This is a genomic window from Enterococcus plantarum (genome assembly GCF_001730295.1).
GTDB lineage: Bacteria > Bacillota > Bacilli > Lactobacillales > Enterococcaceae > Enterococcus_L > Enterococcus_L plantarum.
Genome location: NZ_MIKA01000012.1, coordinates 21,068 through 46,524, shown reverse-complemented (window position 1 = coordinate 46,524; position 25,457 = coordinate 21,068). Strand labels below are relative to the sequence as shown.

The 25,457-nt window shown below is 36.2% G+C and carries 17 protein-coding genes and 1 pseudogene; 16 read left to right on the top strand and 2 right to left on the bottom strand.

Features of this window, described 5'->3' with window-relative positions:
* The first annotated feature begins 69 nt into the window (after positions 1-69).
* From BCR22_RS05710 to BCR22_RS16005, 9 genes and pseudogenes are all read left to right on the top strand, one after another.
* Entirely contained in the window at positions 70-1,932 is a 1,863-nt protein-coding gene (locus BCR22_RS05710; RefSeq protein WP_069654021.1) for a beta-glucoside-specific PTS transporter subunit IIABC, read from the top strand.
* Between the two features lie 22 nt (positions 1,933-1,954).
* Positions 1,955-3,361: a glycoside hydrolase family 1 protein gene (locus BCR22_RS05705; RefSeq protein ID WP_069654205.1), complete on the top strand. Its 1,407-nt coding sequence runs from the start codon at positions 1,955-1,957 to the stop codon at positions 3,359-3,361.
* 917 nt (positions 3,362-4,278) lie between these two features.
* On the top strand, positions 4,279-5,424 hold the full coding sequence (locus BCR22_RS05700) for a coiled-coil domain-containing protein (RefSeq protein WP_069654020.1): 1,146 nt from the start codon (positions 4,279-4,281) through the stop codon (positions 5,422-5,424).
* Between the two features lie 18 nt (positions 5,425-5,442).
* A complete protein-coding gene (locus tag BCR22_RS05695) occupies positions 5,443-7,212 on the top strand; it encodes a glucosaminidase domain-containing protein (protein ID WP_069654019.1) in 1,770 nt (589 codons plus the stop codon).
* 24 nt (positions 7,213-7,236) lie between these two features.
* Positions 7,237-8,463, top strand: a complete 1,227-nt coding sequence (locus BCR22_RS05690; RefSeq protein WP_069654018.1) for a hypothetical protein — start codon at positions 7,237-7,239, stop codon at positions 8,461-8,463.
* Positions 8,464-8,845: 382 nt separating this feature from the next.
* The gene (apf, locus tag BCR22_RS05685; protein WP_069654017.1) at positions 8,846-9,421 is read left to right on the top strand and encodes an aggregation-promoting factor; all 576 of its coding nucleotides are present in this window, start codon (positions 8,846-8,848) and stop codon (positions 9,419-9,421) included.
* Positions 9,422-9,663: 242 nt separating this feature from the next.
* The gene (locus tag BCR22_RS05680) at positions 9,664-9,864 is read left to right on the top strand and encodes a hypothetical protein (protein WP_069654016.1); all 201 of its coding nucleotides are present in this window, start codon (positions 9,664-9,666) and stop codon (positions 9,862-9,864) included.
* A gap of 22 nt (positions 9,865-9,886) precedes the next feature.
* The gene (locus BCR22_RS05675) at positions 9,887-10,678 is read left to right on the top strand and encodes an LssY C-terminal domain-containing protein (RefSeq protein ID WP_069654015.1); all 792 of its coding nucleotides are present in this window, start codon (positions 9,887-9,889) and stop codon (positions 10,676-10,678) included.
* A 199-nt stretch (positions 10,679-10,877) separates the two neighbouring features.
* Positions 10,878-10,958: pseudogene (locus BCR22_RS16005) on the top strand (carbohydrate-binding protein); the annotation flags it as partial.
* A 112-nt stretch (positions 10,959-11,070) separates the two neighbouring features.
* Here the strand turns inward: BCR22_RS16005 and BCR22_RS05665 are convergent.
* Positions 11,071-11,673 (bottom strand): hypothetical protein, encoded by a 603-nt coding sequence (locus BCR22_RS05665; RefSeq protein WP_069654013.1) that lies wholly within the window; start codon positions 11,671-11,673, stop codon positions 11,071-11,073.
* A gap of 40 nt (positions 11,674-11,713) precedes the next feature.
* The gene (locus BCR22_RS05660; protein WP_069654012.1) at positions 11,714-12,511 is read right to left on the bottom strand and encodes a MurR/RpiR family transcriptional regulator; all 798 of its coding nucleotides are present in this window, start codon (positions 12,509-12,511) and stop codon (positions 11,714-11,716) included.
* 161 nt (positions 12,512-12,672) lie between these two features.
* Between BCR22_RS05660 and BCR22_RS05655 the strand changes: the two genes are divergently transcribed.
* From BCR22_RS05655 to BCR22_RS05625, 7 genes are all read left to right on the top strand, one after another.
* Positions 12,673-14,121, top strand: a complete 1,449-nt coding sequence (locus BCR22_RS05655; protein ID WP_069654011.1) for a glycoside hydrolase family 1 protein — start codon at positions 12,673-12,675, stop codon at positions 14,119-14,121.
* A gap of 202 nt (positions 14,122-14,323) precedes the next feature.
* Positions 14,324-15,172: a PRD domain-containing protein gene (locus BCR22_RS05650; RefSeq protein ID WP_069654010.1), complete on the top strand. Its 849-nt coding sequence runs from the start codon at positions 14,324-14,326 to the stop codon at positions 15,170-15,172.
* 5 nt (positions 15,173-15,177) lie between these two features.
* On the top strand, positions 15,178-17,037 hold the full coding sequence (locus BCR22_RS05645; protein WP_069654009.1) for a beta-glucoside-specific PTS transporter subunit IIABC: 1,860 nt from the start codon (positions 15,178-15,180) through the stop codon (positions 17,035-17,037).
* 80 nt (positions 17,038-17,117) lie between these two features.
* The gene (locus tag BCR22_RS05640; protein ID WP_069654008.1) at positions 17,118-18,545 is read left to right on the top strand and encodes a family 1 glycosylhydrolase; all 1,428 of its coding nucleotides are present in this window, start codon (positions 17,118-17,120) and stop codon (positions 18,543-18,545) included.
* Positions 18,546-19,376: 831 nt separating this feature from the next.
* Positions 19,377-20,468 (top strand): tyrosine-type recombinase/integrase, encoded by a 1,092-nt coding sequence (locus BCR22_RS05635; RefSeq protein WP_069654007.1) that lies wholly within the window; start codon positions 19,377-19,379, stop codon positions 20,466-20,468.
* Between the two features lie 313 nt (positions 20,469-20,781).
* Positions 20,782-24,075 carry a KxYKxGKxW signal peptide domain-containing protein gene (locus tag BCR22_RS05630; protein ID WP_069654006.1) on the top strand — a complete coding sequence of 1,098 codons (3,294 nt, stop codon included), beginning with the start codon at positions 20,782-20,784 and terminating at the stop codon, positions 24,073-24,075.
* Positions 24,076-24,434: 359 nt separating this feature from the next.
* Positions 24,435-25,448 (top strand): lipoate--protein ligase, encoded by a 1,014-nt coding sequence (locus BCR22_RS05625; RefSeq protein ID WP_069654005.1) that lies wholly within the window; start codon positions 24,435-24,437, stop codon positions 25,446-25,448.
* Positions 25,449-25,457: the final 9 nt, after the last annotated feature.

The following is a 25,457-nucleotide window of genomic DNA, read 5'->3' as shown; positions in this document are numbered from 1 at the left end:
GCATGACCTAAAGCAGTACCCAAAAGCGGGGCTGTTTTAGGTCTTTTTTACTTAGAAAGGATGAAAAAAATGAACTATAAAGATTCAGCAAAACAAATTCTCGACTTAGTCGGAGGGGAACAAAATGTACAGTCAGTGACGCATTGTATGACACGCTTACGTTTTGTTTTACGCAATGAAAGTTCCGTTGAAGATGTCCAGGTCAAAGAAGTTCCAGGTGTGATGGGTGTGATGAGAAAAGGTGGTCAATATCAAGTTATTATGGGAAACGATGTTGCATCTTATTATAAAGAGCTAGAAAAATTAGGACATTTCAGCAATCAAGCACCAACTGAAAATAGTGGGGAAAAGAAGAATTTATTTGAGGCCTTTGTGGATGTAATTTCAGGTTGTATGTCACCGCTGATTCCTGCGATGTTAGGTGGCGGAATGATCAAAGTATTATTGATCTTGTTACCATTAATAGGGATTTTAGATGACAGCAGTCAAACATTTGCGATTCTATCGTTTTTTGGTGATGCACCATTTTACTTTATGCCAATCATGCTGGCTTTTACAGCAGCGCAAAAGTTCAATGTGACACCAATGCTAGCGGTCACAGTAGCTGGAATTATGCTACATCCGAATTTTGTTGAGATGGTCAATCTTGGTGATCCAGTCCACTTTTTTGGATTACCAGTAACGCTTGCATCATATGGCTCCTCGGTGATTCCAATTTTGATCATGGTTTGGTTAATGAAATATATTGAGCGTTTCTTTGACAAAATTATTCCTAATGTGATCAAAAGCTTCACAAAACCATTACTTATTTTATTGATTTCAGGACTTTTAGCGTTGGTCGTAGTCGGACCGTTAGGAACATTTGCAGGACAATTACTGTCATCTGCTATCATTTGGATCCAAGGAAAAGCTGGTTGGTTAGCGCTAGGTTTAATGGCGGCCTTTATGCCATTGATCGTCATGACTGGAATGCACTGGGCTTTTGCCCCGATTTTCCTAATTGCTTCCCCAGCAACTCCTGATATTTTGATTCTTCCAGCAATGTTGGCGGCAAATTTAGCGCAAGGGGCGGCAGCTTTAGCTGTTTCTGCTAAAACAAAGGATAAAAATTTAAAACAAGTGGCTGCGGCTTCTGGTATTTCAGCGTTACTAGCGGGAGTGACTGAGCCTGCACTGTACGGTGTAACCTTAAAATACAAAAAACCATTATATGCTGCAATGATTTCAGGGGCAATTTGTGGCGTGTATATGGGAATTACTGGGTTAGAATCCTATGCATTCGCTGTGCCATCATTGGTCGCTTTACCTCAATTTATCGGGGGACAAGATAACGGAAATATTATCAATGCGATCGTGGTAGCAGGGATTTCAATTGTATTAACATTCGTTTTAACATGGATATTTGGAATTGATGAAGTAGAAAAACACGAGACGGAACAATCAGTTAAGATTTCAGAAGCTGTAGAAACAGGTAGTAACGACCCAAAAAAAATTTATGCACCGATGAAAGGACAAGTGATTCCTCTAGAACAAGTGAATGACGCTGCATTTTCAGGAAAAATGATGGGAGAAGGCGTTGCGATCATCCCAGAAGAAGACACGATCACAGCACCTTTTGATGGTGAGGTAACTGCGTTATTTCCGACAAAACATGCTATTGGTTTAACAAGTGAAAATGGCATCGAAGTTTTGATCCATGTAGGAATTGATACAGTAGAATTAGCAGGAGAGCATTTTACCGCTTTTGTTGAAACCGGAGAGAAAGTAAAAAAAGGACAAAAAATTCTGGCAGTCGATTTTGCCAAGGTGAAAGAAGCTGGATATGACACAACAACACCAATTGTTGTTACGAACACTGATTCATATATCGATATTGTAGCAAAGGAAATAACTAAAACGAAGAGTCAAGAGACGATTTTATATGTTGTATAAAAAGAATAAAGGAGAATCAATTATGTCTAAATTTCCAAAAGATTTTTTGTGGGGTGGTGCTATTGCCGCTAACCAATGTGAAGGCGCGTATAATGAAGATGGGAAGGGGCTAAGCGTAGAAGATGTTGCCCCCCATGGCTGGAAGGGGCTGCCAACAAGCGAACCAACCTCAGATAACATGAAACTAGTCGGTATCGATTTTTACCATCGATATAAAGAAGATATTAAATTATTTGCTGAGATGGGGTTTAAAGTTTTCCGACTATCAATTGCTTGGTCACGAATCTTTCCACAAGGGGATGAACAGGTACCGAACGAAAAAGGGCTGGAATTTTATGATAAAGTCTTTGATGAATGTCATAAATATGGAATGGAGCCATTAGTTACACTATCGCATTATGAAACGCCGCTTCATTTGTCAAAAACCTATGATGGTTGGCGTAATCGCAAAACGATTGATTTTTTTGAGCACTATGCCAGAACTGTTTTTACGCGCTACAAAGGAAAAGTAAAGTATTGGTTAACATTTAATGAGATCAATTCGATTACACATGCGCCTTTTTTAAGCGGAGGGATCTATACACCGAAAGAAAAACTCTCAAAACAAGACTTGTATCAAGCGATTCATCATGAATTAGTAGCGAGTGCCAGAGCAGTAAAAGCGTGTCATGAGATACTCCCAGATGCTCAAATTGGTTGTATGATTCTTGGGATGCCAGTTTATCCGTTGACACCAGCACCTGCTGATGTACTAGCGGCGCTTCAGACAGAAAGAGAAAACTTTTTCTTTTCTGATATTCAAGTAAGAGGAACTTACCCAACGTATGCTGAGAGATTTTTCAAGGAACATGATATTTGTTTGGACATTACAATGCAAGATCAACAAGATTTACTTGAGACAGTAGATTTTATATCCTTTAGTTACTATATGAGTACGTGTGAATCTTCAGATCCGTCACTGGAAACAGGAGAAGGAAATATTTTAGGCGGAGTACCTAATCCATATTTGAAAGCGAGTGAATGGGGGTGGCAAATCGATCCAGAAGGGTTGAGATATTATTTGAATATCTTATATGATCGATACCAAAAGCCCGTCTTCATTGTTGAAAATGGCTTTGGCGCAGTGGATGAGTTGATAGAGCTTAAAGACGGGACTAAAACTGTAAATGATGATTATCGTATCGATTATTTGAATGATCACTTAGTCCAAGTCGCTGAAGCGATTGAAGATGGCGTTGAGATCATGGGCTATACTTCGTGGGGCTGTATTGATTTAGTCAGCTTTACAACCGCGGAATTAAAAAAACGTTACGGATTTATTTATGTGGATCGACATGATGACGGAACAGGTACTCTGAATAGATACAAAAAGAAAAGTTTTAATTGGTATAAAGAAGTTATTGCAACAAATGGGGAAAGTCTTGGTTGATTTTTAAATAAGATTGAAAAAACACCTTGACTCGAATTGTTCATACTAGAGGTGATTTGATTAATAAAGGGGCTCAAAAGACTGAGGGTGCTAGTGCAATCAAGGTGGATGTAAATTTAGTTAGAAGTGCCTTTATAAAGTGTGAAAAAAATGAGGATTTTATGTGAAGAAATAATGAATCGTAAAAAAACAATTGCAAGAGCTTGATATTCGGAAAATAAAAAAATAACAAATAAAACAATGCTTTAAATTTTGATTTTTTTGAATAATCATAATTTAAGGGATGGGAAAATTAATATTTAAGAGAAGTGGTTTCTTTTTTTATTAGAAAGCACTTCTCTTTTTGTGTAATCATAGAGTAGAAAATGAGGTTATTTAACATAAGAGAAGGTGGTATTATGTTTTTGAATGGGAAAGAACGAAAGGCTGTTTTTATTAAAAGAGAGAGGATGAAGTATTGAATGTCTTTTTAAATTTACCTATTATGGTATATAAATCAAAAAAAAGTGATATTTTTTAATGATATTATGATAAAAAAACATTTATTTAATGAGTTTTAGCTGAATATGTTTGAGAGACACAGTTAAAGCTGATTTTAGTTTCTTAAAAATAAAAATAAACAGCTAATTCAGTTTGTTTGTTTAAGCTTTATCTGATAAAATAGAAAAAGGTAGGCATGTTTTTGATTCCTTTTTTGCATTGTTTTTTATCAAGTGAACTAAAAGTTGAATGAGAAACTTTTCATCTGCTGAAAAACATACTTAAAAGTGAGGGTGATTACTTTTACAATAAAAAATTCCTGCACTTGTCACTATATTTACATATATAGACAATTCACATAATTTACTTAGTATTTACTATCAGTACATTAGAAAAATGAATGAGGTAGCCCGATTTTTATAGAAGGAAGTGAGCATATGCTAAAAATATTTGGCAAAGGTAAAAAAAGAAAAAAATATGACGATTACGACGATTATGATGAAGAAGATTATGACGACGATGATTACGATGATGATGAAGACTACGACGACGATGATTATGATGATGAAGACTACGACGACGATGATTATGATGATGATGAAGACTACGACGACGATGAAGATGACGACGATTATGACGATGATGAAGACTACGATGACGAAGATGACGACGATTATGACGATGATGAAGACTACGATGATGAAGATGACGACGATTATGACGAAGACGAACGTCCGAAATTCTCATTGAAAAAGAAAAAGCAGGTTCCAGCACCGAGAAAGCCTAAACCAAAGAGAAAGAGACCGCCAGTCAATGAAGTGATCGATGATGATGAATTAGAAGAACTTCAAGAAGAAAATGAACAACTTCAAAATGAACTTCGAGAGCTAAAAGTAGAACTACGTAAGAGTAAGAGAGAAAATTCTCAATTGCAAAACGAAATAGAAGCGGTACGTGAAATAAGTGAATCATTAGAAAATGAATTATCAATGGTGCAAGCTGTACCAAAAGATTACGACGCGCGTATGGCAGAACTTGAACAAGTAAAAAGTAAATACAACAGCTTGCTACGTGAAAGTAATCGTCAAATCGACGAAACTGATTTAAACCGTAAAAAAGCAGAGCGTTTTGCGAATAAGATCAGACAGTACGAACAAGAACTTTTAGCGAAACAAGAAGAAATCGATAAACTTGCAGAAGATCGTATCGTAATTATGGCATCTGATACACCACAAGATACAGGTGCCTATGAAGAGTTAGCAAAAGTTCGTCAAGAATTAGAAACGGCAAAACGCCAACTTGCTCAAAAAACGATCGATGTCGATCAACAATTGTCTAAAGAAGATATCGGTGAAGTGCTATTGGATGCGAAGAGACAGGCAAAAGAAATCATCAACCAAGCAAATCAACGTGCGCAACTTATCAATGAAGAAACGAAGAAAAAAGCGAGTGTCTTAAAACGCTTAGAACGTGCAGAACAAGAATACCAAAATTACTACAAACGCATCAAAGATGTGAAAGAAGAATCGGAACAAGCATTCAACCAAATCATCAATTTGGTGAAAGAAGATCCGTATCAATAAAATAAGAGAGGACACAAAATGAAAAAAAGAAATCTAAACAGTAAAAATTTACGATTATTAAGTGTAGGGTTGCTTACTTCAAGTGCTGTCCTTTCTGTTAGCGATGTTCAACCAGTTGTTGCCAAAGAAATTGAGGATCAAATAACTTCAGGATCGGAAGAAGAAGAGAGTGTAGAAATTTTATCTTCAACGAAGGAACATGAAACAACAGAAAGTACAATAGAAGAGATAGAATATAGTTCTTCTACCGAAAATAGCACAACTTCTTCAACCGATGATCCGACTGAAGAAACGAGTAGTGAGTCGTCCAATTCGTCGGATGATCCGAGTTCTACTCAAGAGCCAACAGACTCAACAAGTACATCTGAGACAAATACGTCAACGACAGATACAACGACAAGTACAACAAGTAGCAGTACCGACTCAAGTACAACGAGTACGACAACAGCACCATCAAAGCCTAAACCAAGTAAGCCAAAGCCTAAACCAAAACCAAGTAAACCGAAACCAAAGCCAAGCAAACCAAAACCAGCTCCAAGCAAACCAAATCTGCCAGTTCAAGGACCGATCCAACAGCCGAGTGTACCAACTCCGCAACCAAGTAGACCTATGCCTAATCCTACCGTTGGAACGGTCACTGGAAATACTGCCAGTGGTACTTCAACGGGCGGTTCAGATCAGGTATTTCATATCAGTCCTAATCTGACGACTAAAAGTTTTGTAAAAGTCATTGGCGAAGATGCCCGCTCAATTGCTGGCGAGAATAATTTATATGCTTCAGTAATGATTGCGCAGGCAATTTTGGAAAGTGCTTCTGGAAACAGTGCGTTAGCTTCAGCACCAAACTACAATTTATTTGGGATCAAAGGTAGCTATGAAGGCGCAAGCGCTAATTTCTTGACCAGTGAAGACAATGGATCTGGTAGTATGTTTACGATTCGTTCTAATTTTAGAAAATATCCATCCTATAAAGAATCTTTAGGGGATTACGTAAAACTTCTTAGAGGCGGAACCGACGCTAGCAGTGGATTTTATAGTGGTACTTGGAAAAGTAACACAAAATCCTATAAAGATGCGACCAAGTTTTTAACTGGACGTTATGCAACAGATACTAGCTATAATTCAAAATTGAATGGCTTGATCGATGCATATGACTTAACGCAATATGATACGTTAAAAGATAAAAAGAAAACGAAAAAAGCTAAAAAAATCACGTTGAATACTTCTTTTGATAAATTAGAGAAGAAAGAAGATAAAAAAGATCAAAATATCGAATACCTTACTCACATCGTGAAAAAAGGGGAATCACTTAAATCAATCAGTGAGCTGTATAATATTTCTACGCTGGCTATTTTGGAAAAAAACCAATTAGATCGACGTATGCTATTTATTGGCCAAAAATTGAGTGTGCCTAAACAAGAAGAAAAAGTGACGACTGTAGCGAAAGAAGATGCTGTAGATCGTTCATTAAATATGGTTCAAAAATTATCGAATGCGTTTAATGATCAAGAAACGAGTCAAACAAACGTAAAAAAAGCAGCCAAAACAACTTCATCGGCTAAAAAAGAAGCAACGACTAAAAAAGAAGCAAAAGAGTATAAAGTAAGCGCAACGCGTAAGAAGACAAAAGAAACGTATGAAGTGAAAAAAGGAGATACTCTAGCAAGTATTTCTAAAAAAACTGGTATTTCAGTTTGGTCGTTAAAAGAGTGGAACGATCTAGATCAGTATTTCTTAACTGAAGGGCAGCAGCTTATCCTAGCGCCAGTTTATGATCTTCAATCATAAAAAACAAGAGAGGAGAACGGTTTAATGAATGATTATTTCGATGTGTTTTTTCATCAACAAGCAATCCCATTCACTGCGGGAACCGTTCTCTATCAAAAAGATAACACGGAAGAAATTGTTGAAGCGTGTGAAACACTCTATGAACGTTCAACAGGTGAGCTTCTTACTTTTCGGGAGAACGATGAAGTTTCCCGAAAAGTCATTTCTTCGTCTATTAAAAAACATGTAGAAATTCAATTTTTTCAGGCTCAATTAAATTGGGAGGTTTTACTGGAAGAATTGAAGGAACTTTTCCCACAGTTTGTATGGACGAAACTAGTCGAAGAGGTCGATGGTATTTTTAGTACATATTTTTGTGAATTGATACCTGTTGCGTTTAGCTCGAAGGAGGAACCAATCCAATTTATGGTTTCTGCTAGCTTAAAGCAGATGGGGTATTCAACAGGTGAGTCTGTCAGCAGCATTTTGGAGGCAAAACTTTTATCTATTTTTAGAGAAGAAGAAGCCCCTTTTTCTGATGAAACACTTAGTTTTCCCGTAGAAGTGTCTATAGAAGAAACAGTTGAAAAAAAAGTAGAGCCTACTTACTCATTTTTAGATGAAGAAGAATCGAAAAATGAGAAAATACTTGAACTTGAACCGAAAGTTGAAATTGAACAAATGCCTATTGTTCGTTCAGAAGAAAATGAAGTCCGCTTTTTAAAAGAAAGTTTAAAGCGAGAGAAAGCGTCAAAGGAACGTGTGCGGGTAGCAAAAGAAAAATTAGAGTACGAGCTGCTCGCCATAGAAAACAGCTTACTCGTTAGTGGATTAAAACGGTTCAAGAAGCATCAGAAAACGTCAATTGATGAAGAAGATTGGTATAAACCTGTTTATATTGATCTGATTCAGTATGATGATCTCTATAAAAAAGCGAAGTTTATTGAGCAATCATGGCGCTTGAATCGACAATTAGTAACAACCACTGAAAAAATGACCGTAACCAAAGATCAATGGGTGTATGAACGAGCTCGTATTGAAAAAATCAAAAACAGTGTTTCCGAAATGGATTTACGGTCAATGATGGAACAATGCCATCTAATCAATGAACGGGTTAAAATTCGTCCAGGTTTCTTATTTTTGAAGCCTAGGGTAAAGTTATATCAAATAGACTATGAACAATTACAGAAAATCAGTGCCTTTTTTGATATCATTCAAACTGAAAATAGATTATTAGAGTCAGTGATTGAACAAAAAGAACTCAATACATGATCGTAAATGAGAAAGCAGAAACACTAGGAAGCTAGATGTGTTTCTGTTTTTTTGTCGATCAATTTTGTTAGAGAAAAACATTATGCAAAGAAAATTTGAGTAGAAAGGCTGTAACAATTCTATTTTTTTGTAACATTACGATTGTTATAAAATGAAAAAGAAGAAAATTTCAGAAAAAAACATGATTTTTTACATTCTATAAATGAAACGCAAATCCAGTACGAACAAGTGTTTTTCTGAATGTTTTTTACAGACTGTTACGTAATGAAAACACTCGTAACGAATTGTCACTATATGTTCACCTATGAAATATTTTTAGATGTTAAAGTATGCAAAGTCGATAAATAAACGACGAAAATACTTTTTACAAAGGAGAAACAACATGAAATCACTTAAAACGATTTTATTAGCAACAACTTTGACTGCAGGATTTGGCATTTTTATGGGAACGACTGACGCGCACGCTGATAGCTTATATACAGTAAAAACTGGTGATACATTATCTACGATCTCTCACCAATTTAATGGAGACAATAGCCTGATCGATTTAATTGCAAAAGATAATAATATTTCTAATATAAATATGATCTTTGAGGGAGAACAGTTAACGATCCGCACTGCTGATGAAGCAGCACCAGCGCCAGCCCAACAAGAAGCAGTAGCTCCTGTGCAAGAAACGCAAGAGCAAGCAGCACCAGTTGTAGAAGAAGCATCAGCAGTACCAGCAACAACTGCGACTACTTCATCTGCAAAAGAATGGATCGCACAAAAAGAATCTAGTGGTTCTTACAGTGCTACAAATGGTCGATACATTGGTAGGTATCAATTAGATGCTTCTTACTTAAATGGAGATTACTCTGAAGCCAATCAAGAAAGTGTAGCAGATAGTTATGTGGCTGGACGTTATGGCTCATGGGAAGCAGCACAAGCATTCTGGATGGCTAACGGTTGGTACTAAGCAAAATAGTTCCTTCATTAGTATTCTAGAAAGCTTCAAAAGTAAAAATTGGGACAGCAGTCTATTTCTAAAGAAATGCTTCTTCCTGTCATTTATCCTGTTTTCAGCTGAGACTGAGACATGACTCTAAGAGTGATGTCTCAGTCGTTTTTTTTTTAGGAGCGAAATGTTATTAGGCGACTTTATTTGAGATGTGAGTATAATTAAGTAACTGGACTTTATCTAAGAAAGGATGAAGCAAAATGACTAAATTTTATAAAAACCTCAAAACAGGAGCTGTCATCACGGGTGTGAAATACCAAGAAAAAGTCATGAATAATACGGCAGAAACAAGTGCTGATCTAGGAACGATGGATGTAGGTTCCTATGGTAGTATTGTGAACGATGTATTTGAAGTTTATAGTCAATATGTTCCATATGATCCAGAGACAAAAGTACAATAGTCATTTTAAGTAGGAGGTTTATATGAAAAAACAAACATTGCTGAACAGTATTTTTAGATTAGTTCGCTTTATTTTTATTGTTGTAATAGGGTATTTAGTTTATAAGTCATTATTCTCAGAAATTTTAACAAGAAAAATTCATCTCTTTCTATACATTATTTTGTGGCTGTTTAGCTCCTATCTAGTGATTCCTTTTATCAATAAATTAATGACCGGGCGCTATCTGCCTGATTATTTCATCGGTCGTTCTAGAACCAGTGATGGATTGCTTGGTGATCCTATCAATCTTGCTTTTACAGGATCACCAGCGGAATTGGAACAACTCTTTTTAAGTGCTGGATGGACAAAAGCAGAACCTTTGTCCTTACGTTCAAGTGTAAACATGGTCACGGCAAGCGTGTTTGGTCAATCTTATCCTAGCGCGCCAGTCAGTTCCTTATTCTTATTCAATAAGAAACAGGATCTAGCATTTGAAAAAGAAATCAACAATAATCCAAGACGGAGACATCATGTCCGTTTTTGGAAAACACCAGATAACTGGTATTTACCTGGAGGAAGAGAAGCTGGTTGGCTCGGTGCTGCAACGTACGATAAAAAAGTTGGCTTTTCCTTTTTTACAGGCCAAGTGACACATAAAATCAATTCAGATGTGGATCAAGAACGAGACTTTGTCTTAGAGACATTTAAACAATCGACTGAAGCCGTATCGATTGAAATAGTAGAACACTTTACAACAAGTTATCATGGCCGTAACGGTGGTGGGGATGAAATTTATACGGATGGTGCGCTACCCTTTATTAAAATAGACAAATAACCAGAAAAATGCTTAGAACATTCCTTTGTAAGCTAAACATAGAAATTGAATAAATGGTGGACAGAAGCAACTACTCCGACAATGACAGAAATTGTTACCGAAAACAGTACTACCTTTTGTGGGGGATAAGATATACCGTGATGGCATCTTGGTTGGAACGGGTGCAGTGAAAACAAAAGAAAGTACAACATCTCTTGTAACTAACGCATGGGATGTAGCAAAAGCATACAACGGTGGAGACGTTGTGACGTATCAAGGCAAAACCTATAAAGCAAAATAGCGGACACAAGGAAATGTACCAGGAACAGAACAATGGGGGCCGTGGGAATAGGATAGCTAGAAAAACAAAAAAGAAGCTAGGCATAACAGCGATTGTTACCTAGCTTCTTTTTCTATTCTGGCGGTGTATCTAAATAGTAATGAATGAGCGCCGCATATTTTTCAACAATCATTTGTCCTTTTTTCATCAAAATATAAATACCAGGATCGACCATATTGACAATATAATCCGTAGTGAATTCTGTTTTCAGCAATTTAATTGCTTCTTCTTTAGTCGTACATGTATTTAGTCCATTATCTTCAAAAACGCTATTTAATTGACCTAAAGACCAGTAATCAATAACCGAGGTATCGTTTACAATAGTTAGATAATCGGCAAACAATAACTCATTGGTACTTGCAACAGGATCAATTCCAAGCTCCATTTCAAAAAAATCTGGAAAATCGATAATAGTTGACTCTTTCTCATTGAGCCAATCAAGTAAGATCACTTCCCCCGGAAGTAAACTATCTTCATTACGAATCATGCTTTCCCTGGGTACGAGGTTACTTGTGCCATTCGCAATTGATTTTAGCCAGTCATCAACGTTCCGATTTTCTGACATCACTGGAAATTCAGGATATGACGCATAAATTGCAATAATTTTAGCTAGTTCCTTATCTAAATCAACTACCCCTTTCGGTTCTTTCTGTTTAAAAAAGTTAAATAAGCCCATTTTGTTCTCCTTTTTTTAGTGAATAGTCACATGATCATCGCTATATTGGTTGATACAAACTTGCATATCGTCGTGCAAAGTAATCCAGAAAAAATGTTAGTGGATAATTACCAATACGTACATAATTTGTCGTGGTCACGTTAACGGACAGATCAAATTGATTGGTCAACGTATTTTGTGTATGTTGTGTTAAAAGAATTGATTTGGCTGGACTATCACTGATTTTCCTCATTAGTTCACTGCTGCGATTAAGTAATGAGCCATACGATGAAATGACGATCACGATTGATTTTTCGCTGAGCTCTGTTACGAAGGCTTCTTGGGTTTCTTCTGTTTCACCTACAAAAATCAGCTTTTGACTTAGCAGAAAAGAAGTTTGCAACTCTTTTGCTAGTTCCATTGTGGAGCTATATCCAATAAGAACAACTTCCTCTGCTTCGTGGATATCTGCTAAAATTTGATCGACTTGTGCAATATCGAGTGTTTGTAGAACATCATTTATGGCTGTGATAATCTCAGCACTATATGAAGTAAGATAGCCCTTAGGATCATTTTTTAGATCAGTTAATTCTTGTTCTTTCATACGTAAACCACTGTGCTTTTTCATCGTTCCTAAAGAAACTAATGATTCCCGTAAAGAAGCAAAGCTGGAGACACCAAAATGACGGCAGAATCGTGTTAGCGTTGCAGGGGAAACAAAGCAGCGTTCGGCAATTTCAGTAATCGTCAATGATCGAATTTCATTGAGATGTGAAAAGAGGTAAATGATGATGCGTGAATACGTCGCATCTCGTTTGGTTGTATTTAAATAATGGAGAAAATCGAATAGGTCTAGCATAAAAAAACTCCTTTAAAGTACTTCATTTTCATAAAGATGAAAATGAACAAAAATAATGAAAATCATGCAAGAAAGATAAAAATACCTTTGCATTTTCTCATGTTAAGATAAGTTTAATAAGTCAATTATACACTAAATCAATGACTGAGAGGATGGGAAATATGAGCGGATTTCCACAAAATTTTTTATGGGGTGGCGCAACTGCAGCAAATCAATTTGAAGGGGCGTTTTTAGAAGACGGTAAAGGCTGGTCAACAGCGGATACAGCACGTTTTATCAAGGAAAATGGTATTAGCATGGCAGAGCTATTAAAACCAACAACAAAAGCAGATGTTGAATTTGCGATGAAGGACAAAGAAGGGGTTTATCCTAAACGTCACGGCATCGATTTTTATCACAGATACAAAGAAGATATCGCATTATTTGCAGGAATGGGTTTTAAAACGTTCCGTCTGTCGATTTCTTGGCCGCGTATCTTTCCAAACGGTGATGAGTTGGAGCCAAATGAAGCAGGTTTAGCCTTTTATGATGCAGTGTTCGATGAATGTTTGAAATACAATATTGAACCTTTAGTGACGATTTCTCATTATGAGTTTCCTTTAGGGTTAGCCCTTAAACAAAATGGCTGGGAGAGTCGTGAGACGATTGCGGCATTTGAACGTTATGCTCGTGTTCTGTTTAATCGCTATAAAGATAAAGTGAAATACTGGTTAACCTTTAACGAAATCAATATCATCGGGATGACCGGATATCTAAGCGGTGGTATTTTAGCGGATGGGGAAAAAAATATGCTTCAAGCGCAATACCAAGCAGCGCACCATCAATTTATTGCGAGTGCCTTAGCAGTCAAAGCCTGTCATGAGATTATTCCAGATGCTCAAATCGGCTGTATGTTAGCTCGCATGGAAGCTTATCCAGAAACCTGTAATCCGCTAGATGTCATGGAAAGTATCAATAGTGATCACAATAACTTGTTTTATTCAGATGTTCAAATTCGTGGAGACTATCCACGTTATATGAACAAGTTTTTCCGTGATCATTCTATTACGATCCAAAAAGAAGCGGGAGATGATCAAGTTTTACGTGAAGGTACCGTTGACTTTATGTCCTTTAGCTATTATATGAGTAGTATCGCATCACATGAAAAAGAGGGAGACACAACAAGTGGAAACTTACTTTCTTCCAAGAAAAATCCTTATCTAAACGCAAGTGATTGGGGCTGGCAGATTGATCCAGTGGGACTTCGAGTGACATTGCATAAATTATATGATCGTTACCAAATACCGTTGTTTATTGTAGAAAATGGATTAGGCGCAAAAGATGTTGTTGAAGCAGATGGAAGTATCCATGATAGTTATCGAATCGACTATTTAAGAAGTCATATTGAACAGATGGAACAAGCAATTGACGAAGGAGTAGAGTTGATGGGGTATACACCATGGGGCTGTATCGATTTAGTCAGTGCAAGCACCAGTGAAATGTCCAAACGTTATGGCTTTATCTATGTTGATTTAGACGATGAAGGAAAAGGAACATTGGCTCGTTCGAAAAAAGATTCTTACTATTGGTATAAAAAAGTGATTGAAACAAATGGCGCGAACATAGATTAAGTAAATAATCCCGAAATATAGTCATGTAAGCGTTGCTTATTTCAATTGAATGGCTTATACTGAAAGCAAGAAAAAAAACGTTAATGACGAAGCAGTCATTTTATAGAGTATGTTACTGAATTTATGCAGGCAGAACTCAGATTACCTAGGAATGTCCTTTCCTGGGTAGTTTGAGTTTTTTTTCTGGAAAGGAGTAAAACAAGTGAAAGTAAGTCAAATTTTAAACAACAACGTAGCAATCGTAAGTCGAGGAGATAATGAGGTCATTGTCTATGCTAAAGGGTTGACCTTTAGAAAAAAAGTTGGACAGGTCATTTACGAAAATGAAATCGAAAAGACCTATGTTCTAGATTCTAATGATATGCTGGAGCATTTTAGTTATTTGTTGTCCCATTCTGACGCCAATCATATTACTTTAGTCAATCAAATCATTGCTTACGGAGAAGAAATGTTGGGTGAAAAATCAAATGATTACCTCAGTTTGACCTTACTGGATCATATTGAATTTGCATTGAAACGTGCAGCCAAAGGACAATTTATCCGCAGCCCATTAACTTGGGAAGTAAAGAAATTTTATCCGCAACATTTTGACATTGGCATGTATGCATTGAACTTGATCAATGAACAATTTCAACTAACGTTTCCAGAAGACGAAGCCATTTCAATTGCCTTACACTTTGTCAATCTGCAAGAGGATAAGAACAATTTGGACGAAACGATCCGCTCAATGGAAAGTCTAAGAGATATCTTATCGATCATTCAGTACCATTTTCAACTCAAATTAGACGAAGGTTCTATGAATTATATGAGACTGATGACCCATCTGCAATACTTTATTCAACGAATCATGACTAAAAATAGTTATGAAGAAAGCGACACGATTTTAAATGAACAAATAAAATCAATGTATGCAGGTTCGTTTGAATGTGTGCAGAAAATCAGAGTCTACATTAAGCAAAAGTACGCCTGTGATCTAACGATCGATGAAGAAACCTATCTTATGCTCCATATTCATCGAGTGACGAATCGGAGTCAAAAAGAGAGGACATAAGAAAAATGAACTATCAATCATTTAATGAAGAAATCATCCGTCTAGTGGGCGGAAAAGAAAATATCCAAGCAGTGGTACATTGTATGACTCGCTTGCGCTTTACCTTGAAGGACCGCGAAAAAGCGAACACAGAAGAATTGAAAGCACTTGATGGTGTGATCGATGTTGTTTCCAATAATGTGGCCTATCAAGTGATTATTGGGACACATGTCAATGAAGTGCACGCTGAATTAATCAGTATGCTCGGATTAGCATCTAGTACAGATGAGGAAACGGAAGTAAAAGAGAAGAAAAATCCTTTGAAAGCAGCAATGGATTTACTTTCTGAAACCATGACACCGGTAATCGAACCGATTATTGCTTCTGGATTACTTGCTGGATTTTTATCGTTATTTTCAATTACAGGGCTAATTTCTGCAGATAGTCCAACGTATCAATTGTTAGATTCGATTCGTTCAGCCGTCTTCTTCTTTTTACCAATATTTATTGCGATGTCTTGTGCAAAGCGTTTAAAAGCTAGTCCTTATCTAGCAGTGGCACTAGCTGCAACGCTTGTATCAACGTCAATCAATGATGTAGCTGGTTTAAGTATTTTTGGTATTCAGCTACCACAAATGGTTTATGCGAACTCATTTATTCCAATTATTTTAGCGGTATGGTTTATGGGGCAATTAACTGTATTGCTAAATAAATATGTACCTAAGTTTTTACAGTATTTTTTAAACCCATTATTGATCATGGTGATTTGTTTACCCGTGACATTGTTGATTTTTGGTCCAATCGGTATTTGGATCGGTGACGGTATTGGGTGGTTCTTTGAAGTCCTGCATAATACTTTTGGTAGTTGGATCGTAGTGATGCTCTATGCAGCATTCCAACCATTCTTGATCATGTTGGGAGCTGGGAACTTTATGATGCCGTTAGCATTGAACTTTGTGAATAAAATGGGGTATGATCCAATTTTCTTAGCAGCAGCTACAATTTCTGATTTAGCTGTATCTGGCGCAATGCTAGGATACTTTTTAAGAGCGAAAGATTCTAAACAAAAACAATTATTTGGGACAGTCAGCTTCAGTGCGTTGATGGGTGTGACAGAACCTGCTATTTATGGTGCATTTATTAAATTTAGAAGACCGTTCATCGCTGTTATGATCGGTGGTGGTCTTGGTGGGTTGTTTGCAGGGTTAATGAACGTTAAAACATATTCCATTGTTTGGGGATTGATGGGCTTGCCATCGTATGCCGACAACCAAGATTTTTCTAACTTAATTTTTATGGTCATTAGTGTTGTAATCGGTTTTGTTACAGCGGCAGTTGCAGCTTATATTTTAGGGATTCCTCAAGATGAAAAAGCAGCTCAGCCAAAAGAAACATCAAAAGAAGCAACGAGTGAAAAGAAGAGTGAATTAAAAAAAGTTCCTTTAAACTCTGTCGTTGAAGGAAAAGCAGTGCCGTTAGCTGAAATCAACGATCAAGCATTTTCAACCGGGGCATTAGGTAAAGGACTAGGAATCATTCCAACAGACAATAAAATTGTTGCACCTGTTTCTGGTGAAGTCTCAGCTGTTTTCCCAACAAAACATGCAATTGGGATTAAAACAGAAGAAGGCGTTGAAGTGTTGATCCATATTGGGATTGATACTGTAGAATTGGACGGCAAACACTTTGATACGATCGTAGAGCAAGGCGCGATTATCGAAAAAGGACAATTGTTATCTACTGTTGATTTTGAAGGAATTCAAAAAGACGGTTATGATCCAACTGTTATTGTGGTCGTTACGAATACAATGGATTATCTAGATGTGATTCCAGCAGTACAAGAAGATGTAACTGTTGGAGATGAATGTTTAACGGTTATTTTATAGAAGAATTACTAGAAAGGGGATTGGGATTTACTCAGCCTCTTTCTGGTCTAATGTTACTAAGGAATCAAGGAGGGTTTAGAATGAATAAAAACGAATTTTTATGGGGAGGCAGTATTGCTGCTCACCAATGTGAAGGGGCTTTTGACCAAGATGGAAAAGGTGTAGCAATCATGGATCTTGTTACACAAGGCTCTCATGAAGTTCCACGAGAAATTTGCAAAACGATTGAATCAGGGAAATATTATCCTTCTCATGACGGCATCGATTTCTATCATAAATACAAAGAAGATATTGCATTGTTTGCTGAAATGGGGTTTAAAGCGTTACGTATTTCAATTGATTGGTCAAGAATTTATCCTAAGGGCGATGAAGAAACGCCAAATCAATTGGGGATTCAGTTTTATCAAAAGGTTGTTGATGAGTTATTACAAAATGACATTGAGCCGATTGTGACGTTATATCATTTCGAGATGCCAGTTCACCTGGTTAGAGAATATGGTTCATGGACGAATCCAAAAGTGATCGAGTTTTATTTAAATTATTGTCAAACGATGTTTGAAGCCTTAAAAGGTAAGGTCCGTTACTGGGTTACTTTCAATGAAATGAATCATATTGATCCACAGACAGAAGCTTCAGACATTTTTACTTACATTATTGCAGGACTAAAGTATACGGAAATGGACAATAAAAAACAAACACTTGCAACAATCAGCTATAATATGACATTAGCCAGTGTTAAGGCTGTTAAATTAGCACGCACGATCGATCCTACTAATCAGGTTGGTTGTGTATTTGGTTTGACACCTGCTTATCCTTTAAATTGTGATCCGCAAAATGTCATGAATTCATTGAAAGAGACAGACCGCGAATTCTATCAGATCGATGCTATGTGTATGGGGAAATTCCCTGAGTATAAACTGAAAGAATATCAAGTGCAAGGAATCGATTTAACTGTTTCAAAAGAAGACCAATTAGCTTTTAAAGAAGGAAAATTAGATTTCATTGGGTTGAATTATTACTCCTCTAGTGTGGCTCATTATGAGGGGGATGATGACAATGAAGAAACCTTATTCGGTGGTGTCCAAAATCCTTATTTAGAGCAAAGCAAATGGGGCTGGGCAATTGATCCGACTGGATTGAGATATCTATTGAACTATATTTATAGACGATATGGCTTGCCGATCATTATCACTGAAAATGGATTAGGAGCAGTTGATCAGTTGGAGGCAGATGGCACTATTCAAGACGATTATCGCATCGAATATGTACAAAAACATTTAGAGCAAATGGAAAAAGCAATCGTCGAAGATTATGTTGAGTGCTTTGGGTATTTAATGTGGGGACCCATTGATTTAGTTAGTGCAACAACTGGTGAAATGAAAAAACGTTATGGCTTTATCTATGTAGATAAAAATGACGATCAGACAGGAACCTTAGAACGGAAAAAGAAAAAATCATTTACCTGGTATCAAGAAGTCATACAAAATAATCCAACATTTAAAGTATAGAAAATTGTAGTGAAAAGCAAGAGAATGGACCAAAACGAGAGACGTTTTGGTCCATTTTTTGTGTTGAAAACTAAATTGAATATGTAAAAGAATAGACTGTTTTTTTACTTTTTTAGTAAAAAAGTAAAAAATAGTTGGTATATTTGGTGTGAATACGATAACATTGTAATTAATAACATTCATAATCATAATTTTGTATATCATGTTAGATAGTTTAATTTAAGGGTCATAAAGGGATCCTCAAAAGAAATCGTAAAAAAGGTGAGTGATAATTAAATAATTAGGTGGAATTTGTGTTGGTTAAAAAGTTTTGAATAAGAATTATTTTGTGTGGTACAGGGGGAGTAGCTATTCAGCTATGAAAAGTGACAAATGAACAATAGATGTATGTGGTTTGATCACGTCTAGTTTAGAGATAACACTCATTGGAGATTTTCTTGTTCTTTGAAGGAACAAGAAATGAGAAAATGAAATTTTGATGAATAAAAATGTTGGTTGTAGAAACAGCTTTACTCATTCAACACCTAGTATTGTACTATTTAAGTATGTTCAATGTCAATAGGTATTGGTGTAATTGGTTTTATAAAAAAAGTCTTTATCTCTTATTGTTATTAAAAAAACGTTCATAATGTTATTTTATCAAAGGTAAAAAAACAGTTTATCAAAGAACAGGCTCAGTTCCTTTGATCGTTTATGAACAAAAAATTCTCCCTTACAAAGTGTGAAAGCGTCTATTTAGTTGGAAAAATACTGGAAAATCAACGTTTCAGTGCTTCAGTTTCAACGCCGTCAAATGCGCCGTCACAAATAAAAAATGAGAGAGGGACTGCCATGGCAAAAAGAGGGGAAAATATCTATAAGAGAAAAGATGGCCGATGGGAAGGCCGGTATATAAAAGAACGAAAAACAGATGGGAAAATTCGTTATGGTTACATTTACTCCAGAAAATATTTAGAAGTGAAGCATAAGCTAATGTTGTTAAAAGCGGACTCCTTAAGAGATATAGCGTTCCAATCCTACTATGCTGGAACGCTGACTGAGTGGCTAGAAGTATGGCTTGATACAATTGCTAAACCCAAAGTTAAACTAAGTACGTACAATAGTTATAAAAGTAAAGTTCAACTGCATATTACCCCAACCATTGGGAATATTCGCCTGCATGAATTAGTGCCCGCAGACATCAATCAATGGATTTTACAATTGAGCTTAACGCTATCACCAAGCTCTGTACATGCCGTTCATCGCGTGTTAAAAACTGCGTTAACTCAAGCGGAGCGACAGGATTTGCTAAAAAAGAATCCCACTCTAAATATTGATTTACCTAAATTAGAAAAGCAAAGAGTCCGTGCTTTTTCTATTGAACAACAAAAAAAGATCAAAGAAGCCGCTAGAAAAGACGAAAGATATTTACCTATTATACTGGCCTTGGAAACCGGTATGCGAATAGGAGAAATCAGTGCATTACGCTGGACAGATATAGACTTTTCAGAAAAAACAATCCACATTAAGCGAACGCTGCAACGTTTGCAGGTGGATAAAGGCAAAACGGCTATTATCGAAGGAACGCCGAAGACATTCCAATCAGAGAGAATCTTACCCTTGTCAAAGCAACTAGAAGCTTATTTAAGTAAAATCAAACAAACATCAGAAAGTTTGTATGTTGTAGGGTTAGCAGAATCTTGTACAGAACCACGAACGATCACGTATCGGTTTAAAAAACTGTTGGACCAACTTCAAATAGCACAATTGCCTTTCCATGCTTTGCGACATACATTTGCAACTCGTTGTTTAGAGTTAAGTGTGAACATTGCGACAATCAGTTCAATGCTAGGACATACATCAACAAAAATGACGTTAGATGTATACACCAATTCATTTATGAAAGATGAGCGACAAGCAATAGAAAAAATATCTACCCTTTAACTTAGTTGCTCATGCTCAAAAATTGATTAGAAGCCACTTGATGCCCTCAAGTGGTTTTTATATTGCCCTAGAATATCGATCTATAACCGTCAACTGAGCCGTCAAACAAATTATAAAGCGCATGGAACCCATAATAAAAAGCCAATTCTTGTTCCTTCAAAAAAGAAGAAATGGAAAACAACTTGGATACGGCTTAATCTAATAGCCTATGTACTTTATTATATGGATTTTTTTGGCTGTGTCCATTATTTTACTTTGAGTGAGAATTAATTCAAAGTGGTATTTAAAAAAATTATTATGGGGGTAAGGATTCATGAAGAGTAACAAAAATGTCAGAAAAGATGATTTAAGTCTTGAAAGTAACACAAAAAAAATTTACAAGATGTATAAGAGAAAGAAACAATGGGTAGTAGCTCCTGTCGTATTTGGATTATTGATTAATGCACTTAGTCCTGTAGCTGCATTAGCGGTAACAGATACTGATACAACTCTTAAAGCAGAGCAAGCAAGAGCGGTATCTACTAATGATTTAGAGGCACTAAAAGCAGAGGCTGAAACCAATATTTTAGTATTAGTTTCACTAACAAAAGAGGTGAAAGACCAATTTATCAAAGCGGTTAAGGATGCTACGAACGATAGCGGAATTAAAATCGCGCTTAAAGAGGCACGCCAAGCTGATGTAGTTCAGTCGGTTGCGAATGAAAAAGAGGAATATGCGAGTAAAATCAATGCATTGAGTTTCTTATCTGATGGGACGAAAACAACATATATCAACAAGATTACAGCACTTGGGTTTGATGCATTAATAAAAACATATGAAAAAGTAGTAGTGGATGAAAATTATGCGACAGCTAAAGCAAGTTTTGACACACAATTAGAAGAAATCAAAGTAGCTGCAAATGAAATTATGGAACAAGCGATTGCAGAAGACACTGCACTTGCGAACATTCCACAATACAAAATAGAACAAAAAGCAGTTATAAACAATCTAACGTACCTTTCAGAACTACAAAAGTATAACTATAATAAAGGAATTGATGCGGTAGAAACAAAAGTGGAGATTGACGCTATTGTAGCAAAGGCAACAGCTGAAAATACTACTCTTTTAAGTGAGGAAATAACAGGGAAAATTGCTGAGTTAAAAACGAAAGTAGCAGAAATTAAAGAAGTTGATTCAACAAAACATGATGAATTAATAGCGATGATCAACGGTGTAGGAAAAGAAACCAACGCTGAAACACTAAGTAAATTAATCTCGCTAGAATCGGTTATTGCCAAAGAAGTGAAGGACGTTCTAGAAGGTGCTCTTGCATCACAACTAAAAACGGAAAAAACAGCTTTAAAAACAACTATTTTGAATGATAAAAAAGCAAATGAGTTGATTACAGATGCAGAAGTGAGAAAATTCACTACTCGTGTAGAAGCTAGTAAGACGCTAGAAGAACTGAGTGTAGTACAATCAGAGTGGAAGGCGCTTATTGCCGTTAAAGACATTGAAAAAGAGCAAGATACTGGAAAAGCACAACAAGTAGCGAAGGATTTAGTCGATAAGCTAGAATTAGATGAGGTTCAAAAAAATCATTATTTAGAATCTATTCGATTAACGAATGATACAACAGAAATAGCAAAAATAGTGGTCGAAGCACAAAACGCTGCACGTGAATGGAAAGAAAAAAATGAAGCAGAGCTAAAAGCTGCTAAAGAGCAAGCAATCAAAGAGATTAACGCATTGAAACATTTATCAAAAGACGCCAAAATAACACTGATAGAGAATGTAGACAAAGCAATCAACATAGCTGAGGTAGCAGAGCAATTTGCTAGTGCTAAAACAGAAGATGCGACCGTTCAATTAAACAACGAAAAAGAAACGGCAAAATCAAAAATCAAAAAGTTTAACTATTTGTCAGAGGAAGAGCAAAAACCTTTTATTGATAGTATTGATAAAGCAGAAAGTTCAGCTGCAATCACAGCAATTTTGAATGATGCAATCTATGCTGATTACAAAGCTGGAGTTGGCGCGATCGATGATGCTGATCTAGCAGATGCCAAAGGTTTAGCTAAGGAAGTTATAAATAAATTGGAAAATCTAACTGCAGCTGAAAAAACAGTGGCATTTAAAGATATTGATAAGGCAACTACAGTACAACAAATTACTGATGCATTAGATCAAGCCAAAGAATTAGATAAAGGCAATGCATCAGCAAATGAATTAGCCAAAGAGTTAGAACAATATAAAGAGGATAAAAAAGCCGAAATCGATACACTAGAATTTTTATCCAAAGAAGAAAAAAATGGCTATAAAGCAGAAATCAATTTAGCTACAGATAGAGACGAAGTGGATGACGTATTTAACAAAGCCAGTGCGGCGAATAAGCAAATTGAACAAGACAAATTTGAATTAGATAAAGAAAAAAACACGCTCATTAACAAGATTAAAAATTACAAAGAATTAACGGACGCAGAGAAAAAACAATTTATCTCACAAACGTTTGATTGCAAATCTGTAGATGAGGTTACTACATTAAGTAAAAAAATTGCTCAGCTATGCCTAGACCGTGAGATATCAAATGCAGCAGATAATTATAAAACTGTAATTAAAAAGGCGATTGATGGTCTTTTAAGTTTATCTCAAAGACAAAAAGAGGCCTATCAAAAAGAAGTTGAAGTTACTAAAGATAAAGCTGCGGCAGTAAAAATTTATGAATCCGCAAAAGCAGAAGATATCCGTATCTTTGATAAAGAAAAGACAAATGACGTTGACTCATTGATTGCTTCTGGCTCTTATGTAGAGGCTCAAAAAGTAATCAACCAATTAAAATCAGATGCTACTCGTAAACAATACCAAAAGAAACTTAATGATAGTATTGCATTGACGGATGCGAAAGCTGATGCGAATAAACAAATCGATGCTTTAGAAAACTTATCTGTTGAAGAAAAAGCAGCAGCAAAAGAAAAAATCTCTAAATTAACAACAAAAGCTGCAGTTGAAAAGGAAGTTAAGGCACTCGTAAAAACAGATAACCTTGTTCACGATAAGCTACTGATTGAGTTGGCAGAAGCACAAATCAAAGGAAAAGACTTTGCCAAAGCAGCGAAAACCATTGAACAAATCCGTGATACGGATACTAAAGCTGCATTGCAAAAACAATTAGAGAACGCTCAAAAAGTAGTACCAACATTCAGAGGATCAGCTCATGTTAGTAATAAAGGCTGGATGAAACCTGTTGGAGCCAATAAAGTGATTGGGACAACTGGAAAATCTTTACAAATGGAAGCTGTAAAATTAACATTATCAGACGTTGAAATGCCTAAATCGGCTAAGTCAGTTGCAGGTGGTATCAAATACCGTGCACACGTTAGAAACATTGGCTGGCAAAAATTCGTTTCAAATGGCGCCGTAGCAGGAACTGTTGGGCAAGTTCGTCAAATGGAAGCTATCCAAATCAAATTGACGGGTGAATTAGCTAAACGATACGATGTTCAGTATCGTGTTCATGGACGTAACTATGGCTGGCAAAAATATGTTTCAAACGGCGCAACTGCTGGTACTGTTGGCAAATCATTGCGTATGGAAGCTCTTCAAGTTCGATTAGTAGAAAAAAAATAATTGGGAAGAGATTCGCTAATTAGGTTGAGATCCTCACCAGAAAATTAAATCTCTTATAAGAAGAAACCACTCTAATGATCAGAATCTTCAGATCATTGGAGCGGTTTTTTATTTTACTTAGCTCTATGAATTCTAAAGTTCTCAGAGTTCTTGTGTACTAAAATCTGTCGTAAACGGAAATTTCTGTTATATAAAATATCTATTTTCCTCATAATATAGAGCTTTTTTGAGCAAATATGTGTAATATTATAATTAGGAATGATAGACTGAATCTGTTGTTGGAATAATCAGAAAGTTTTTATTTCTTCTATTGAAAGCACTTTTATAAAAAAGCGAAAAAATAAGAAAAGAGGAATAGAATGTATTATGTAAGGATGCCCTCTCACGATATTCGCCGAAACTTAGCGACAGAACAATATCTACTGAACCAATCAACGTTTGACGAGCCACTTGTTTTGTTTTATATTCAAAAACCTTGTGTCATTGTTGGACGCAATCAGAATGTGCGAGCGGAAGTTGATTTGGCTTATGCAAAAGAACATCAAATCACAATTACCAGAAGATTATCTGGCGGTGGTGCGGTGTATGATGATTTGGGGAATCTGAGTTTTAGCTTTGTTGTGAATGCAGATCATGAATCTTTTGGGAACTTTAAAGTAGTCACACAACCAATCATTGAGGCCTTACATGAAATGGGCGCAACGGGGGCCGAAGTCAGTGGTAGAAATGATTTGTTGATTGATGGGAAAAAATTCTCTGGAAATGCTATGTATACGAAAAATAAAAAAATGTATTCTCACGGTACATTGATGTTGGATGTTGACTTAGACGAAGTTAGCCGGGTATTGACTGTTTCCGAAAAAAAGCTAGCATCAAAAGGGACAAAATCTGTCAGAAGCCGAGTAACTAATCTCAAACCATATCTGGCGAAAGAATATCAAGGGATTTCTACAGAAGCGTTTCGAGATCGATTATTGCTGCATTTATTTAACGCGAAAACGATGGAATCAATCAAGTCACAAGAGTATCAACTTACACAAGAAGATGAGCAAGCTATCGACCAATTGGTGTTAGACATTTATGGAAATGATGATTGGGTATTTGGTGAGGAACCGAAGTATACAATAAAAAGAGAAGAGAAGTTCACAGGTGGACTAATGGAAGCCAATATTTCTGTGGAAAAAGGACGTATCTCAGCAATTGCGATTTATGGTGATTATTTTAGCCAAAAAGATACGAAAGAAATAGCTGATTTATTGATTGGCTGTAGGTATGATCGAGAAGCACTGGAACATGTCTTAGCTGAAATCACTGTAGACGATTATTTTAGTAATATTTCGAAAGCAGAATTTATTCAGTTATTGGTTGATTAAGTTGGAGGG

What these genes read in the sequence shown, in the direction of transcription:
- BCR22_RS05630 (WP_069654006.1), top strand. Translation starts at nt 20,782, where the DNA reads ATGAAGAGTAACAAAAATGTCAGAAAAGATGATTTAAGTCTTGAAAGT.
- apf (WP_069654017.1), top strand. Translation starts at nt 8,846, where the DNA reads ATGAAATCACTTAAAACGATTTTATTAGCAACAACTTTGACTGCAGGA.
- BCR22_RS05625 (WP_069654005.1), top strand. Translation starts at nt 24,435, where the DNA reads ATGTATTATGTAAGGATGCCCTCTCACGATATTCGCCGAAACTTAGCG.
- BCR22_RS05665 (WP_069654013.1), bottom strand. Translation starts at nt 11,673, where the DNA reads ATGGGCTTATTTAACTTTTTTAAACAGAAAGAACCGAAAGGGGTAGTT.
- BCR22_RS05690 (WP_069654018.1), top strand. Translation starts at nt 7,237, where the DNA reads ATGAATGATTATTTCGATGTGTTTTTTCATCAACAAGCAATCCCATTC.
- BCR22_RS05635 (WP_069654007.1), top strand. Translation starts at nt 19,377, where the DNA reads ATGGCAAAAAGAGGGGAAAATATCTATAAGAGAAAAGATGGCCGATGG.
- BCR22_RS05645 (WP_069654009.1), top strand. Translation starts at nt 15,178, where the DNA reads ATGAACTATCAATCATTTAATGAAGAAATCATCCGTCTAGTGGGCGGA.
- BCR22_RS05710 (WP_069654021.1), top strand. Translation starts at nt 70, where the DNA reads ATGAACTATAAAGATTCAGCAAAACAAATTCTCGACTTAGTCGGAGGG.
- BCR22_RS05695 (WP_069654019.1), top strand. Translation starts at nt 5,443, where the DNA reads ATGAAAAAAAGAAATCTAAACAGTAAAAATTTACGATTATTAAGTGTA.
- BCR22_RS05700 (WP_069654020.1), top strand. Translation starts at nt 4,279, where the DNA reads ATGCTAAAAATATTTGGCAAAGGTAAAAAAAGAAAAAAATATGACGAT.
- BCR22_RS05660 (WP_069654012.1), bottom strand. Translation starts at nt 12,511, where the DNA reads ATGCTAGACCTATTCGATTTTCTCCATTATTTAAATACAACCAAACGA.
- BCR22_RS05705 (WP_069654205.1), top strand. Translation starts at nt 1,955, where the DNA reads ATGTCTAAATTTCCAAAAGATTTTTTGTGGGGTGGTGCTATTGCCGCT.
- BCR22_RS05680 (WP_069654016.1), top strand. Translation starts at nt 9,664, where the DNA reads ATGACTAAATTTTATAAAAACCTCAAAACAGGAGCTGTCATCACGGGT.
- BCR22_RS05640 (WP_069654008.1), top strand. Translation starts at nt 17,118, where the DNA reads ATGAATAAAAACGAATTTTTATGGGGAGGCAGTATTGCTGCTCACCAA.
- BCR22_RS05655 (WP_069654011.1), top strand. Translation starts at nt 12,673, where the DNA reads ATGAGCGGATTTCCACAAAATTTTTTATGGGGTGGCGCAACTGCAGCA.
- BCR22_RS05675 (WP_069654015.1), top strand. Translation starts at nt 9,887, where the DNA reads ATGAAAAAACAAACATTGCTGAACAGTATTTTTAGATTAGTTCGCTTT.